Origin of the sequence: Pseudomonas sp. V88_4 (assembly GCF_029967985.1) — a bacterium.
Lineage (GTDB): Bacteria > Pseudomonadota > Gammaproteobacteria > Pseudomonadales > Pseudomonadaceae > Aquipseudomonas > Aquipseudomonas glycinae.
Genome location: NZ_JASCAF010000002.1, coordinates 593107 through 608653 on the forward strand (window position 1 = coordinate 593107; position 15547 = coordinate 608653).

15 protein-coding genes and 3 tRNA genes are annotated in these 15547 nt (G+C 58.5%); 10 read left to right on the top strand and 8 right to left on the bottom strand.

Translation table 11 applies throughout. From position 1 onward, the window contains the following. Positions 1-94 precede the first annotated feature (94 nt). The 4 genes from QLG12_RS05265 (at position 95) to QLG12_RS05280 (ending at position 2741) form a co-directional block, all read left to right on the top strand. Entirely contained in the window at positions 95-1720 is a 1626-nt protein-coding gene (locus QLG12_RS05265) for an ATP-binding cassette domain-containing protein (protein ID WP_282474067.1), read from the top strand. A 71-nt stretch (positions 1721-1791) separates the two neighbouring features. Beyond that, entirely contained in the window at positions 1792-2022 is a 231-nt protein-coding gene (locus QLG12_RS05270) for a hypothetical protein (RefSeq protein WP_197867869.1), read from the top strand. Between the two features lie 121 nt (positions 2023-2143). Next, positions 2144-2374, top strand: coding sequence for a hypothetical protein (locus QLG12_RS05275; protein WP_039768768.1), 231 nt, complete (start codon positions 2144-2146; stop codon positions 2372-2374). A gap of 82 nt (positions 2375-2456) precedes the next feature. Beyond that, positions 2457-2741: a hypothetical protein gene (locus QLG12_RS05280; RefSeq protein WP_197867870.1), complete on the top strand. Its 285-nt coding sequence runs from the start codon at positions 2457-2459 to the stop codon at positions 2739-2741. 50 nt (positions 2742-2791) lie between these two features. On the opposite strand, the gene QLG12_RS05285 is transcribed toward QLG12_RS05280, so the two are convergent. The 7 genes from QLG12_RS05285 to QLG12_RS05315 form a co-directional block, all read right to left on the bottom strand. Further along, a tRNA-Leu gene (locus tag QLG12_RS05285) sits at positions 2792-2878 on the bottom strand. Between the two features lie 195 nt (positions 2879-3073). Continuing rightward, positions 3074-3147, bottom strand: a tRNA-Cys gene (locus tag QLG12_RS05290). A gap of 46 nt (positions 3148-3193) precedes the next feature. Further along, positions 3194-3269 (bottom strand) — tRNA-Gly (locus tag QLG12_RS05295). Positions 3270-3329: 60 nt separating this feature from the next. Further along, positions 3330-3890: a CDP-diacylglycerol--glycerol-3-phosphate 3-phosphatidyltransferase gene (gene pgsA / locus QLG12_RS05300; protein ID WP_115078090.1), complete on the bottom strand. Its 561-nt coding sequence runs from the start codon at positions 3888-3890 to the stop codon at positions 3330-3332. A gap of 32 nt (positions 3891-3922) precedes the next feature. Continuing rightward, a complete protein-coding gene (gene uvrC / locus QLG12_RS05305) occupies positions 3923-5746 on the bottom strand; it encodes an excinuclease ABC subunit UvrC (RefSeq protein WP_064381369.1) in 1824 nt (607 codons plus the stop codon). 2 nt (positions 5747-5748) lie between these two features. Next, positions 5749-6390 (bottom strand): UvrY/SirA/GacA family response regulator transcription factor, encoded by a 642-nt coding sequence (uvrY, locus tag QLG12_RS05310; RefSeq protein WP_032829778.1) that lies wholly within the window; start codon positions 6388-6390, stop codon positions 5749-5751. A gap of 127 nt (positions 6391-6517) precedes the next feature. Continuing rightward, positions 6518-6961 carry a GNAT family N-acetyltransferase gene (locus QLG12_RS05315; RefSeq protein ID WP_282474089.1) on the bottom strand — a complete coding sequence of 148 codons (444 nt, stop codon included), beginning with the start codon at positions 6959-6961 and terminating at the stop codon, positions 6518-6520. A 651-nt stretch (positions 6962-7612) separates the two neighbouring features. Here QLG12_RS05315 and QLG12_RS05320 point away from each other — a divergent pair. Further along, a complete protein-coding gene (locus tag QLG12_RS05320; protein WP_197867938.1) occupies positions 7613-8689 on the top strand; it encodes a 3-deoxy-7-phosphoheptulonate synthase in 1077 nt (358 codons plus the stop codon). 62 nt (positions 8690-8751) lie between these two features. On the opposite strand, the gene QLG12_RS05325 is transcribed toward QLG12_RS05320, so the two are convergent. Then, positions 8752-9864 (bottom strand): hypothetical protein, encoded by a 1113-nt coding sequence (locus QLG12_RS05325; RefSeq protein WP_282474068.1) that lies wholly within the window; start codon positions 9862-9864, stop codon positions 8752-8754. A 340-nt stretch (positions 9865-10204) separates the two neighbouring features. On the opposite strand from QLG12_RS05325, the gene QLG12_RS05330 reads away from it, so the two are divergent. The 5 genes from QLG12_RS05330 (at position 10205) to QLG12_RS05350 (ending at position 15536) form a co-directional block, all read left to right on the top strand. Then, on the top strand, positions 10205-11074 hold the full coding sequence (locus QLG12_RS05330) for a triacylglycerol lipase (RefSeq protein WP_282474069.1): 870 nt from the start codon (positions 10205-10207) through the stop codon (positions 11072-11074). A 93-nt stretch (positions 11075-11167) separates the two neighbouring features. After that, a complete protein-coding gene (locus QLG12_RS05335) occupies positions 11168-11449 on the top strand; it encodes a peptidylprolyl isomerase (protein ID WP_007952068.1) in 282 nt (93 codons plus the stop codon). 135 nt (positions 11450-11584) lie between these two features. Next, positions 11585-13453 (top strand): extracellular solute-binding protein, encoded by a 1869-nt coding sequence (locus QLG12_RS05340; protein ID WP_197867939.1) that lies wholly within the window; start codon positions 11585-11587, stop codon positions 13451-13453. After that, entirely contained in the window at positions 13453-14514 is a 1062-nt protein-coding gene (locus QLG12_RS05345; protein WP_197867940.1) for a microcin C ABC transporter permease YejB, read from the top strand. The genes QLG12_RS05340 and QLG12_RS05345 overlap by 1 nt, the downstream gene beginning before the upstream one ends. Next, on the top strand, positions 14514-15536 hold the full coding sequence (locus tag QLG12_RS05350; RefSeq protein ID WP_007952058.1) for an ABC transporter permease: 1023 nt from the start codon (positions 14514-14516) through the stop codon (positions 15534-15536). Before QLG12_RS05345 ends, QLG12_RS05350 begins: the two co-directional genes overlap by 1 nt. Positions 15537-15547: the final 11 nt, after the last annotated feature.

Below are 15547 nucleotides of genomic sequence, written 5' to 3' on the forward strand. Positions count from 1 at the left end.
ACCGCAGAAGTGAACAACTAAGCCTTCAAAAATGTAATCGCGACACGCCGTTCATGGCGCTTGTCAGTGTTCACAACATTTTTTGGAGGTGCCGATGACTCACGTCTCGCGTACGCCTGCACTCGTCTCCCTGAACCAGCTGGGTTTTCAGTTCGCCAATGGCGAGACGATTTTCACTGCACTCAATCTGAAATTCGATCACACCCCGACTGCTATCGTCGGGCGCAACGGCGTGGGCAAAAGCGCACTGGCGCGCCTGATTGCCGGACATTGGCGCCCCACCAGCGGCAGCGTAACGCGCGCCGTGGCGGCGACCTACGTGGCGCAAACCTTAGTCACGCTACCCGGCGAAACGGTCGCCGATACCACTGGCTGCGCCGCGATTTTTCAGGCGCTGGGGCGAATGAACCGGGGCTGCGGATCAGTCGAGGATTTCGACCTCATTGGCGAACAATGGGATCTGGCAGACCGCTTGCGCCGCCTGCTCGATGACGCCGGACTGAGCAACGTCGCCTTTACTGATTTGACCGAGCACCTGAGTGGCGGCCAGCAAGCGCGCATTGCCCTGATTGGCGCGTTTTTGAGCCGGGCTCCGCTGCTGATTCTCGATGAGCCGACCAACCATCTGGATGCATCGGGACGGCAATGGCTGATGAGTGAACTCGAGCGCTGGCAAACAGGTTTGATCGTCGTCAGCCATGATCGGCAACTGCTCGACCGGATGTCGCGAATCGTCGAGTTGAACGCATCGGGGGCTGTCGAATTCGGCGGCAATTACACGGCATTCCGCGAGCATCAACGGATCCATCAAGCCGCAGCGCAAGCACGTCTTGAACAGGCCAGAAGCGAACGCCAGCGCGAGTGGATTCGACTTCGCCGCGAGCACGACACGATACAGCGTCACGCCGCCAACTCGCGCCGCCACGCCGAGACCGCCAACATTGCCAGTTTCGAATACGTCGCGATCAAGGGCGCCGCCCGGGAAATCATGGGACGTGTCCGTCAGGGACATCAGGACCGCAAGTCCGAGCTGGATGCCCAAGTGCGCGACGCTTACGCCAAGGTGCAACCCGAGGACAGCGTGCTGATTAACTTGCCCGGGAGCGCCGTGCCCAACAACCGTCAGATCTGCACGCTGATTGAGGCCCGATTGCCGTGGCTGCCGGGCGATGCACTGAATCTTGCAATCCACGGCCCGATGCGGATCGCTGTCAGCGGCCCAAACGGCTGCGGCAAATCAACCTTGCTGAAGGTGCTTGCCGGGGAACTGGCACCCTTGGAGGGAATCGCCACAACACATGTGCCCTTCGCATTCCTGGATCAGCAATTGGCGCAACTGGACGATCAGCGTTCCATCACCGAACAGCTGATGACGCAGGGAGCTGCGCTGAGCGAGGGCACCCTGCGCAGCTATCTCGCCCACTTGCAACTGGATGCGAACCGCGCCACTGGGCCCTGCGCCTCATTGAGCGGTGGAGAACGCTTGAAGGCCGCATTGGCGCTGGCCTTGTGGCGAACGGATCCTGCGCAGTTATTGTTGCTGGATGAGCCGACCAATCATCTGGATCTTCCTTCGGTGGAAGCATTCGAACGAGCGTTGCAGACTTTTCCGGGCACCATTGTCGCCGTTTCCCATGATCAGGATTTCCTCGAGGCGTTGAATCCAACTCATCACTTGCGCTGGCACCGATCAGCCTGGCAACTGTACCCGACGAACTGACTTGCCTATTTTTTGCACGATTGGTCAGGGCTTCTATAGTTGATCTGATACGAATCAGCCGCGGTGAAGCCATGGAAGACATATTCGTCGTGAAGCGCTGCAACAAGATTGTCATCCACGGCCGACGCGCCGGAGAAAGCCTCCATGAACCCGCCGAAGCCTTGGGCTGGTATCGCATCTGCGACACGCGAACCGGCGGTTTCATCGGCGATGGCTACGATCGGGAAGAAGACGCCCGCAAGGAATGCCATCGGCTCAACGCAGCGAGTTCGCGAGCGACCGCCCCCGAGTCGTCGGGCTGATAGCTGTCATTTACGGGTCTATACTCAAACCAGCTGAAGGAGCAGCGCCCCAACGGCAGAAGGCTCGCGCTTGGCGGGCTTTTTGCTGGCACCGAGCGGATTTAATGAACGGAGGTGTTCCATGTCCGAAAAAGAGTCCATCACCACTCTCCTGACCTTGCTCGAGGCTCGGGAGGCGCGTCTCGCGGCAGCCTGCAAAGAGATCGCCGACTGGGTCGATCATCAAGGCGGACACCCGACCGCTCTGCGCATCCGCGACCGGCTGAACGATATCGACAAGGACACTCCGCTGATTCGAAGCACCCTGTCATCGCTCAAACCGATCGACCGGCCGCTGCCACGCTTCAGATAGTTGGTCGATTCGGCTGGCGCATGAAAGAACGCCCCTGGTCGTGAAAGGTCAAAACCTTTACACGTCACCAAGGAGACGTCTCATGGTCATTCATTTCAAAGTCGACGGGCATCTGGCTTGTGGGCACAAGGGCAACAACCTCTCCTCCAGCAGCGAACTCAATCGAGTGAAATGCCGTAGTTGCCGCAATACCGATGCCTATAAGGATGCGCGGAAAAACCAGCGCAACGCGGCGCGGCGCGCGGCGCGCCATTCCAGGGTTGCCCACACGGCGTCTGACTGGCGCTCGGAGTGGATCGAGCGGTTGACTGCAATGGCTGGACTTCAGCGTTTACCTAGAGGGTTTAGCGGGCAAGCGTTTGTCTGAGCACAAAAAAGGGCTTGCATGAGAAATGTCATGCAAGCCCTTGATATTCATGGTGCCCGAAGCCGGAATCGAACCGGCACGCCCTTACGAGCGGGGGATTTTAAGTCCCATGCGTCTACCAGTTTCGCCATTCGGGCGGTAGCGCGGTGTTGCTTTACTCTGACGACGATTCACAGTCCTGACAGGAACTGCACGTCGGCGGCAGAGGGGGAAATATATACATCACTTCACGGTGAAGCAAGTTTGCAGTTGCCGTTTCAAAGACTAAATCTTTCAGGGCAATGCAAATAAAAAAGCTCCGTAAATCATGGATCTACGGAGCTTGTTTATAGTGGAGGCCGAGGTCGGAATCGAACCGGCGTAGGCGGATTTGCAATCCGCTGCATAACCATTTTGCTACTCGGCCTCAAAACATTTGCTGTCAGTAGCGCAACAACAAACGCTGTACAAATTGGAGCGGGAAACGAGACTCGAACTCGCGACCCCGACCTTGGCAAGGTCGTGCTCTACCAACTGAGCTATTCCCGCTTGGTGTGGCGCATTCTATAGATTCCAGATGCCCCGTCAACCCTTTGATTCAAAAAAGTTTTATTTCTTTTCAACATCGGTCTTCAGATGTGGCCAGGCAGCACGAAGGTATTGAACCATCGACCAGAGGGTCAGCCCTGCCGACACCATCAACAATGCATAACCAATGAAAACCCAGAAACTGAAAACCTTGGGGTTGGCCAGCAGGATAACCAGTGCGAGCATTTGCGCAGCGGTTTTCCACTTGCCCAGATTCGACACGGCTACATGAGCCCGGGCACCCAGTTCGGCCATCCACTCACGCAGCGCCGAGACAACGATCTCGCGACCGATGATGACAGCGGCCGGCAGAGTGAGCCAAAGGTTGCCATGTTCTTGCACCAGCAAGACCAGGGCAACAGCCACCATCAGTTTGTCAGCAACAGGATCGAGAAACGCACCAAACGGCGTGCTTTGCTCCAGACGTCGCGCCAGATAGCCATCCAGCCAGTCCGTTGCCGCCGCAAAGGCGAATACCGAACTTGAGGCCATATAGCTCCATTGGTAAGGCAGGTAGAACAGCAGAATGAAGATCGGGATAAGCAGGACGCGGAGAACGGTAATCAGATTAGGGATATTCATCGGCACAACTGGCTACGAGGTGAATGGGCATTCTACTCACTATGCAGGTTTGCATAAATCGACTCTGCTAGCTTTTTGCTGATCCCCGGTGCTTTGGCGATCTCTTCGATGCTTGCACGAGACAGCTCCTGCAATCCACCAAAATGTTTCAACAAGTCCCGACGCCGGGTTGGCCCGACGCCCGCTACACCCTCCAGCGTTGACGTACGGCGGGTCTTGCCGCGCCGTGCACGGTGGCCGGTGATTGCAAAGCGGTGGGCCTCGTCGCGAATCTGCTGAATCAGATGCAGCGCCGGCGAATCACCCCGCAAGGTGAACTCGTTTGCTGCATCATTCAGATACAAAGTCTCGAATCCCGCCTTGCGGGTAGCGCCCTTGGCGACCCCCAGCAGGATCAGATCCGGAACAGCCAGTTCGTTGAGCACATCACGCGCCATCGACAACTGCCCCTTGCCGCCGTCCACCAACAGAATATCCGGCAACTTGCCCTCACCTTCCTTCAGCTTGCTGAAACGTCGGGTCAGGGCCTGATGCATGGCGGCGTAATCGTCGCCGGCCGTCACGCCTTCGATGTTGTAGCGGCGATAATCCGACTTGATCGCCCCTTCAGGGCCGAATACCACGCAGGACGCAACTGTGGCCTCACCGCTGGAGTGGCTGATGTCATAGCATTCCAGCCGTTGCGGCGGCTCGTCGAGGTTCAACACTTCTGCCAACGCTTCGAAACGTGCGGCAACGTGCTGACGATTGGCCAGCCGCGCACCCAGTGCCTGTTCGGCATTGGTCACGGCCAGTTGCTGCCAGCGCGCCCGGGTGCCACGCACCCGATGACTGATGCTCAACTCACGTCCGCGCAGCGCCTGAATGGCCTCGATCAGTGCAGGAAAGTCGTCATGCACGACGTTGACGATCAGCTCGCTCGGCAAGTCGCGTTCCGGGCTGCTGATGAAGTATTGCCCCAGAAACGCCGCCATGACTTCGGCAACGTCCTCTTCGATCCCGACCTGTGGGAAGAAATTCTTGCTGCCAAGCACCCGCCCTCCCCGCACGCTGATCAGATGAACACAGGCACCGCCAGGATTGACGAACGCGGCGATCACATCAATGTCGCCCGTTCCGCCTTCCATGCTTTGTTGATCCTGCACCCGGCGTAGTAGCGCAATCTGGTCGCGCAGTTCGGCGGCACGCTCGAACTCGAGATTGATCGCAGCCTCCTCCATCGCCGTCGACAACTCATTGGTCAATGCGTGGCTGCGCCCTTCGAGGAACATTACAGAGTGACGCACGTCCTCGGCGTAAACCTCAGGCTCGACGAGTCCGACACAAGGCGCCTTGCAACGCTTGATCTGATATTGCAGGCACGGACGGGTCCTGTTCTTGTAGTAGCTGTCCTCGCACTGACGCACGAAAAAAGTCTTCTGCAAAAGGCTTAGGCTTTCGCGAATTGCCCCGGCACTCGGATAGGGACCGAAATACTTACCCTTGGCCTTCTTGGCCCCGCGATGAATGCTCAGGCGCGGAAATTGCCCGTCAGACAAAAAGACATAGGGATAGGATTTGTCGTCGCGCAGCAGGATGTTGTACGGCGGCCGCCACTCCTTGATCAGGGTTTGCTCGAGCAGCAACGCCTCTGTTTCATTGGACGTGATGGTGGTTTCGACTTGAGCGATGCGCCCGACCAGTGCTGCGGTTTTCGGCGCAAGGCCGGTCTTGCGGAAGTAGCTGGCCAGACGTTTTTTGAGGTTCTTCGCCTTGCCGACGTACAGCAGACGCGCATCGCTGTCGAACATGCGATACACGCCGGGACGCCCGCTGACGGTTGACAGAAAGGCGCCTGAATCGAAGGTTTCAGTCATGATCAGAGGCTGGCATCAACCATGCCGTGACGAACTGCCAGAAGCGTCAGCTCGACATCGCTGCTGATCGAGAGCTTCTCGAAAATGCGGTAACGGTAGGTATTCACGGTTTTCGGCGACAGGCACAACTTGTCGGAAATGATCTGAACCTTCTGACAGCCGACAATCATCAGCGCAATCTGGATTTCCCGCTCGGACAACGCATCGAATGGTGAATCGTTGGTCGGCTGAAAGGATTTTATGGCGAGTTGCTGGGCAATTTGCGGACTGATATAGCGCTGGCCGGCAAACACCAGGCGTATGGCCTGAACCATTTCCGGCAGTCCGGCGCCCTTGGTCAGATAGCCCGCCGCACCGGCCTGCAGCAACCGTGTAGGAAACGGGTCTTCCTCACACACGGTGACCGCGACCACTTTGATGTCGGGATGGCTGCGCAACAGTTTGCGCGTGGCTTCCAGGCCGCCGATGCCCGGCATCTTGACGTCCATCAGCACCACGTCGGGCTTCAACTCACGAGCCTTGATGAGGGATTCTTCCCCGGACTCGGCCTGGCCCACTACCTGCAGGCCATCGATGTCGGCCAGCATACGTGTAATGCCTGTACGAACGAGATCATGGTCGTCGACCACTAGCACCCTAATCAAGCAGACACCTCGCGATATGGTCTTATTGGGATGCCGGACACCTTAGCAAAAAGTGCCGGGCAGACCTAGCGGCAAGCGACATATAAAAAGTTTCAATTCTTCATCGGGGGCTTGCCGGCCGTGGGTTTCAGAGCACAGGTGTACTCAAATCGAGCTGCATTCGCAGGAAACACTCGTCCTCGCCCTGCACCAACATTCCTTTTCTTCGATAAAGGTTTTGCGCCGGATTGTTTTTGAACACCGTCAGGCGCAGCGCCGGCCGACGCTCCAGCCGGGCCATCGCACTAACCTGATCGATCGCCCAGGATCCCGCGCCCTGGCCTTGAGCGCTTTCGACGATCTGCAATTCGCGGATATACACGGCCCGAGCATCACGACTGAGACTGAAATACCCCATCAATTCGCCTTCGCGAAGGATCAACCAGTTTTCGCGCCCTGCCCAGGCGACATCGAACGCCTCGTCCTGCCACAGCAAGTCATAGTGAATGTAGTACCCAAGCATGTTTCGGCAAGTCAGCTCTCGTACAAACGACAGGTCGGCGGACGTTGCCTGGCGCAACTGAAAACTCATTTCTGCCTCGATCTTATTCAAGTTCATGCCCCTTCCTTGAGCGCGAGCTCAGAAAGCAGAGTGTGTCACACCTTGGCAAGCGCTCAACCCATAGAGGCCCTCTTGTACATTCGATAGCATTTTCTGATTGCTGACGCGCAGTAGCCTCTAGTAAGCTCGGCGCATTCATTGGAGACAGCTCATGCTCGACACCCTTTCACAGCTTCGTACCGCCAGCGCCTTGCGCTCGGTTGCGGCTGCCCGGGTGAATGGCGCCTGTGCTGCTCCAGCAAGCTTTTATTTTGGGTATTGGTTTAGCCACTGGCGCGCCTGATACCCAACACGGCGCCCACTTCAACGGGTCGCCTACCAGAGATTTCTCAACCCCCGGTCGGCCTCCCGACCGGGGGTTTTGTTTTTTCAGGCCCGAACTTTTTTCAGCAATACACCAGACACTTTGAGGATTCAGCCAATGAACTACGCCACTTATTACCGTTACGACAGTTTTACCGCTTGGCGATTTACCAGCCTCCGCTCGGGACAGCCTGCCGCCTCCGATCGGTCACCCATAGGTGGCAAGCCAACACACGTAGCCAATCCGGCCAATTGTCGAACACTCCAGTAGGGCCGAGTGAGCGGGAAGCCCCCGCCCTCCGCCCAGGAAAACCGAATATGAACTCGTCCGTTTCTGCCCTGCCACTGTCCACCCTGAACCCTGCCAACGAAGCATTGACCCTGCGTCTGCCGAGTGCGCTGCAACTCAAACAGCAATTGCCGCTGAGCAATGCGCTGAACCAGCAAGTCATCGCCCACCGCCAGGCGGTCCGTGCGATTCTTGATGGCCATGACCCGCGTTTGCTGGTGATTGTCGGCCCCTGCTCGATTCACGACCCAAAATCAGCGCTCGAATACGCAGCGAAGCTGGCGCAGCTGTCCAGCGAAGTCCGTGATGACATGCTGCTGGTGATGCGTGCCTACGTCGAAAAACCTCGCACCACCGTCGGCTGGAAAGGACTTGCCTACGATCCTCATCTGAATGGCAGCGACGACATGGCGGCCGGCCTCACGCTATCGCGCGAACTGATGCTGGAAATGATCCGCCTCGGGCTCCCGATTGCCACAGAACTGCTACAACCCATGGCTGCCGGATACTTCGACGACTTGCTGAGCTGGGTCGCCATTGGCGCCCGTACCACCGAATCACAAATCCATCGTGAAATGGCCAGCGGACTTGGCATGCCGGTCGGCTTCAAGAATGGAACCGATGGGGGCGTCGCCATTGCCGTCGATGCAATGCGCTCGGCAGCTCATCCCCATCGCCACTTCGGCGTCGACAGCCAGGGTCACCCGGCAATCATCCAGACCCCGGGCAATCCGGACACCCATCTGGTGTTGCGTGGCGGTCACCAAGGGCCGAACTACGGCCGTGAAAGCGTTTCCCGAATCAACACCGAACTGAACCGCCTGAAAATCCCGAGCCGGATCATGGTTGATTGCAGCCATGCCAACAGTGGCAAGGACCCGCTCCGCCAGCCGGCCGTGTTCAACGATGTGCTGGAGCAGCGCTTGCAGGGCGATCGTTCGCTGATCGGCATGATGCTTGAGTCACACCTGTTTGAAGGATGCCAACCGTTGAGCGAGTCGCTTCGATACGGTGTTTCGGTTACCGATGCCTGCCTTGGGTTCGAAGCCACCGGGCAGTTGCTGCTCGAAGCAGCGCATCGCCTGCGAAAACAGGCCTCGGCCTGATGGTGAGCACCGCCCTCCGATGCGTTTTCTACCGGAGGGCGGTACAAGGTTCACAATAGATGTCACGCCTTCACTTGCAGCAACATCACCCCGGACTGCTGACTGACGTCGTCCAGCCGCTCGACCGAGTACGATAGCCGCACGACGGTACCCACGTGCTCGCGCCAGAACCGATAGGGCACAATGAACACCAGAGGCTGCATGGCCATCCCCCTCAGGATTTCCCGGTCGTCACGGTGAAAAAAAGACTCGCCGTCGCACTTGAGATAAACCAGCTCGCCTTCCTCCACTCGCGCATCACTGATCAACACGCTGACACCATCGATGGCATCCTCCAAATCGAGCACGCCGTCATCCGCTTCAAGCACCTGAGGAGCCGGCAGCTCACCTCGTACCAATGGCGCAATGCTGATTCGCGTAACACCTGACTCGCGTACTGCTCCGGTGTTCTGCTCAATACAGTAACGAACCATCACCTCGCCACCCAGATGCGGGCCGATGAATTCTGGAGCGATGCCGAACACCAGGGGCTGACCCACGCTAAAGAACTCAACGATGAAAATGTCTCGAAACGATGCCTCCGGTGAAGGCCCTTCCCAGATCAGCTGCACCCGGTCGCCCGCACTCATGCCGGCATAGGGTTGAAGGATGGCCGTCGTTCCGTCAGGTACGCGAGCCGGATCGAGACTGCCTCCGACGGCATCCTCGATGAGGGCTGGCAACAGACTGTAGCGGACGTCCCCGACATCCAGCTGTAGACGCAATGAAGCGACAGGCTCCGACCTCGTGACACTGGTCAACGTCCAGAACACTTCCAGAGAGCCACCGTCCAGCGCCGCGATATGAACGTCCCGTACGACCAGCACCATATCTTTGCCCAGCTGCCCTTCACTGACGGATCGCGAAATGTCGTGGCGATACGGCAAACCTTCCATGTCAAGGCCATGCCAGCTCAAGACCACCCTATCCCCGCAGACCATTCCAGGCCAGGGCGCAATCCTGATGACAACCCTGCTCAATGACGGATCAACGACCGCACCCTTTACTGAATCCAGTGCAGGTGCCGGCAACGGCAAATCCCGTTCAACCTCCCGACACTGCCCGAACGACCGAACGCTCTCACCTGCCATCCCTGTGGCCTTTTCCTGCAAAACCGTAGCTTGTGCATCATTCATCAGTCATCTCTCCACTCCCTGGAAATGACACGTCGCCTGAACGCCGCGTCGAAGGACTCCTATTTAAAGCCTTTCATCATCGACCCGATGTCAGCTCATCACGTTTCAAGCCTGAGTCAAATGCACTGGAGGAAGTAGGCAAATATGGGAAAACGACTTCCAACGAGGCGAGAGCTGTCTAAATGTTCCGAAGTGGATTTCGTGCAGAAGTGAAAATTCACACACACATTGCTCCAGTTTCCAACGCGTGACGGCGAATCTTCAGGCATCCCAAGCCGCACGACTGTTTTAGAGTGGCACGCAGAAAACATCGACGATCTTCTGCGATCAAGGACGAAAAATGCTACTAAATGCGACAACCAATCATCCCATTCTGCTGGTGCATGGCCTGTTCGGATTCGAGCGTATTGGACCTTTCGAACTGTTTCATGACGTTAAACAGGCGCTTAAAGCGGCCGGCGTGCAGGTGTTCGTGCCTCATCTGTCGGCGGTCCATGACAATGAAGTTCGCGGGGAGCAGCTGCTCTCGCAAATCGACTCCGTGTTAAGAGGCACAGGCGCGACCAAAGTCAACCTGATCGGTCATAGTCAGGGCGCACTCACAGCACGCTACGCTGCAGCGCTTGCCCCACACTGCGTCGCTTCTGTGACGTCGGTCAGCGGGCCCAATCATGGCTCGGAACTGGCCGACTTCCTGCGCAAGGCGCTGATACCGGGAAGACTGCCGGAGCTCGTGGCCCAGAATGTGGCGACAAGGTTTGCAGACTTTCTGTCCCTGCTCAGCGGGCATACGACATTGCCACGCAGTGCACTGGCCGCGCTGGGTGCGCTGACTACGGAAGGGGTGTGCAACTTTAATGACAAATACCCCCAGGGCCTGCCCAAAACCTGGGGCGGCCAAGGTCCCGAGTGGGTAAATGGCGTTCGTTATTATTCATGGAGTGGTGTCGTAGCGGAGCTTGACGGGCCGACACTCGACCCGGTCCGGAGTATCTGCAGCACCCTGTCCGAATACTTCATTACAGAACCCGCGCAGAACGACGGCTTTGTCGGTCGTTTCAGCTCTCACCTGGGGACCGTGATCCGTTCCGACTACCCACTCGACCACTTGGGCACTCTGCGACGAACCACCGGGCAATATGCCATGGCACACGATTCGATCGGGCTCTACCTGGAGCACGCCTTGCGTTTGCAAGCAGCTGATCTCTAGCGGTATCAGACAAGCGAACGGAACTTTGCCGAGAAATCGGCCACTGATTCCGGTAGGCTCCCCCCTTTACTGATTTGATTGGAGAGTTTCCCCATGGCTAAAGCCACTGCCCGCCACATCCTGGTTTCCAGCGAAGCCAAGTGCAACGAACTCAAGGCCCAGATCGAAGGTGGCGCTGATTTCGCCGAAGTGGCCAAGGCCAACTCCACCTGCCCGTCCAGCCGTCAGGGCGGCGACTTGGGTTCGTTCGGTCCAGGCCAGATGGTCAAGGAATTCGATACCGTGGTATTCAGCGCGCCGATCAACGTCGTGCAAGGCCCGGTGAAGACCCAGTTTGGCTACCACTTGCTGGAAGTCACCAGCCGTCAGGACTGATAGTCAGCCCGACCTGCTGTGCAACGGCCCGCCTGATGGCGGGCCGTTTTGTTTTGGTTACACCGCACCGCTGGCGAACGGCGCGCCGCTCGCGTACAAATTGCGCTTATCGATTACCCGGCTTTAAGGCTGACAATGCGACTGGCTTTCCCGACATTGATGTTCACTGCCGTGACCCTGCTGCTGGGGATCACCGGTGTGGACGCCGCACCGCAACATGCGATGACCGTCTATGGCGAACCGGCAAAGTATCCGCCCGGTTTCAGTCACTTCGATTACACCAATATCCAGGCGCCCAAGGGCGGTACCATGCGCCGCTCGGCCATCGAAATCGGCCACTTCGACCATCTCCTGCCCTATATCGACAAAGGTATTGGCGTCAGCCAGATCGACGGTCTGCTGTATTCTCCGCTGGCCCAGCGCTCGCTCGATGAGCCCTACACCGTATACGGTCTGGTGGCGCAGAAAATGGAGCGCTCGGATGACGGCCTGTCCCTGCGTTTCTTTATCAATCCCAAGGCCCGCTTCGCCGATGGCAAGCCGATCACCGCCGAAGACGTGCGATACACCTATGATTTGCTGATGACTCAGGGCAGCCTGCGTTATCGCACCCAGTTTGCCGACGTCAAAGGCGTCGAAGTGGAAGCCCCGCTCACCGTGCGCTTCGATTTCAAGAGCAACGAAAACCGCACCCTGCCGCTCGATATCGCGACCCTGCCGGTGTTTCCCGAGCATTGGTGGAAGACCCGTGATTTCGCCGGCGGTGGCGGCTATGAACCGCCGCTGGGCAGCGGGCCGTACCGAGTCGGAAAAGTCGACTCCGGGCGCAGCATCACCTTTGAACGCAACCCTGACTGGTGGGGCAAGGACCTGCCGGTCAGCCGTGGCCTGTACAACTTCGACCATTTCAGCATCGAGTACTTCGGCGACACCGACGTCGCTCGCCAGGTCTTGCGCGGTGGCGCCTATGACTACAACCGAGAATTCTCTGCCACCGGCTACTCCATCGGCTACGACAGCCCCGCGCTGAGCGACGGTCGCCTGCAAAAGGCTCATCTGGCCACCGAGGCGCCGCAGTCGGCCCAGGGTTTCGTGTTCAACCTGCAAAAGCCGATGTTCCAGGATCGTCGGGTACGCCAGGCGCTGGCCATGCTCTGGGATTTCGAATGGAGCAACCGGCAGATGATGCGCAATATGTACATCCGCCAGCAGAGTTACTTTTCCAACACAGATCTGGCCGCCCGGCAGTTGCCGGATGCCGCCGAGCTGAAGATTCTCGAACCCTTGCGCGGCCAGATTCCCGACGAGGTGTTTACCCGGGTCTTCGAGGCACCGAAGACCGATGGCAGCGGCATTATCCGCGACAAACAACTGCAAGCGCTGGAGCTGCTGGAACAGGCCGGCTGGAAACCCGATGGCGACCAGTTGGTCAACGAACGCGGCGAGCCGCTGAGTTTCACCTTTCTGGTCAGCCAGAACGGCATGGATCGCCTGCTGCTGCCCTACAAGCGCACGCTGAAACAGATCGGCATCAACCTCGACATCCGTCGCATCGATTCCTCGCAGTACGTCAACCGCCTGATGAGCCGCGACTACGACATGATCGTTACCGGTTATCCGGTCACCACTTCTCCCGGCGGCGAACTGTTGAACTACTTCGGTTCGGCGTCGGCCAACGATCCCGGCGCCAACAACTACATGGTGCTGAAGAACCCGGCGGTCGATACGTTGATCAACGGCCTGATCCGCGCCTCGACCCAGCCCGAAATGCTGCGCTATGCCCATGCGCTGGATCGAGTGCTGCAATGGAACTACTACTGGATTCCCAACTATTACCCACCGGGCACGTCCACCGTGTGGTGGAACCGTTTCGGCATTCCCACCGTGCAGGCGAGCAATGACGAAGCGATCGAGAGCTGGTGGGAAATCAGCAGCACACCGCTGACCAACCAGCAGATGACGGCCGAGAAGATCAGCCGTGGCAGACCCGGAGGGCCGCACTGATGTGGGCTTACATACTGCGGCGCCTGCTGCTGATCATCCCGACGCTGGTGATCATTCTGCTGGTCAACTTCGTGATCATCCAGGCCGCGCCGGGTGGTCCGGTGGAACAGGCCATCGCCCATTTGCAAGGCATCGGCGGTGCCAGTGTCGGCGGCGGTGCGAGCGAGACCATGAGCGGCACGTCCCGCGCCAGCCGCGGCCTCGATCCGCAACTGATCAAGGACATCGAAAAACAGTACGGCTTCGACAAACCGGCCCATGAACGCCTGTGGCTGATGCTCAAGAATTACGCGCAACTGGATTTCGGCAAAAGTTTCTTCCGCGGCGCCACGGTCACCGACCTGATCCTGCAGAAAATGCCGGTGACCATTTCCCTCGGACTATGGGCAACGCTGATCACTTATCTGGTGTCGATCCCGCTGGGCATCCGCAAAGCCGTGCACCACGGCAGCCATTTCGATATCTGGAGCAGCACGGCGATCATCATCGGCTACGCCATGCCGGCATTCCTGTTCGCGATGTTCCTGATCGTGGTGTTCGCCGGCGGCACCTCGCTGAACTGGTTTCCGGTGCGCGGGCTGGTGTCCGACAACTTCGATTCCCTGTCGACACTGGGCAAGATCACCGATTACTTCTGGCATCTGGTGTTGCCGGTCACGGCACTGGTGATCGGCGGTTTCGCCACCCTGACTATCCTCACCAAGAACTCGTTCCTCAATGAAATCACCCGCCAATATGTAGTTACCGCGCGCGCCAAAGGCCTGAGCGAAAACCGTGTGCTCTATGGGCACGTGTTCCGCAACGCAATGCTGCTGGTGGTGTCGGGCATTCCCCAGGCGTTCATCAGCGTGTTTTTCGCCGGCTCATTGCTGATCGAGGTGATTTTCTCCCTCGATGGCTTGGGGCGCATGAGTTACGAGGCGGCCGTGTCCCGCGATTATCCGGTGGTGTTCGGCTCGCTGTTCATCTTCACCCTGTTCGGCCTGCTGATAAAACTGATCGGCGACCTGTGCTACACACTGGTCGACCCGCGCATCGACTTCGCCGCGAGGAATGCCTGATGTTCAAGCTCTCGCCTCTGGGTCGTCGCCGCTTCGAACGCTTCAAGAAAAACCGCCGGGGCTGGTGGTCGCTGTGGTTATTCATCGGCCTGTTTCTGCTCAGCCTTGGCGGCGAACTGATCGCCAACGACAAGCCGTTGGTCGTCAGTTATCAGGGCCAGTGGTACTTCCCGGTGTTCAAGCGTCACACCGAACAGGAGTTCGGCGGACAACTGCCATTCCAGGCCGACTACCGCAGCGACTACGTGCAGAAACTGATCCGCAAGGACGGTGGCTGGTTGCTGTTTCCGCCGATTCCGTTCAGTGACGACACCCCGAACTACGACCTCAACAAACCGGCACCGAGCCCGCCGACTTCGGTCAACTGGCTGGGCACCGACGATCAGGCGCGCGACGTCCTGGCCCGGGTGATCTTCGGCGCGCGGGTGTCGATCCTGTTCGCCCTGATGCTGACGTTTGTCAGCGCCCTGATCGGCATCGCGGCCGGTGCCCTGCAGGGCTATTACGGCGGCTGGGTCGATCTGCTGGGTCAACGATTGCTGGAGGTCTGGTCAGGGTTGCCTGTGCTTTACCTGCTGATCATCCTCTCGGGGTTCGTCGAGCCGAACTTCTGGTGGCTGCTGGGGATCATGGCGCTGTTTTCCTGGCTGGCGCTGGTGGACGTGGTACGCGCCGAGTTCCTGCGCGGGCGCAATCTCGAGTACGTCAAGGCTGCCCGGGCCCTGGGCTTGAGCGATCGCAAAGTGATTGTCCGGCACATCCTGCCCAACGCGATGAACGCGACCCTGAGCTACCTGCCCTTCATTCTGACCGGGGCGATTTCCACCCTGACCGCGCTGGATTTCCTGGGTTTCGGCATGCCCGCCGGCAGTGCATCACTGGGCGAGCTGATCGGTCAAGGCAAGCAGAACCTGCAAGCGCCGTGGCTCGGCTTGACCGCGTTTTTCACCCTGGCGCTGATTCTTTCCCTGTTGGTATTCATCGGCGAAGCGTTGCGCGATGCCTTTGACCCGCGCTCATGAACGGATCCTTG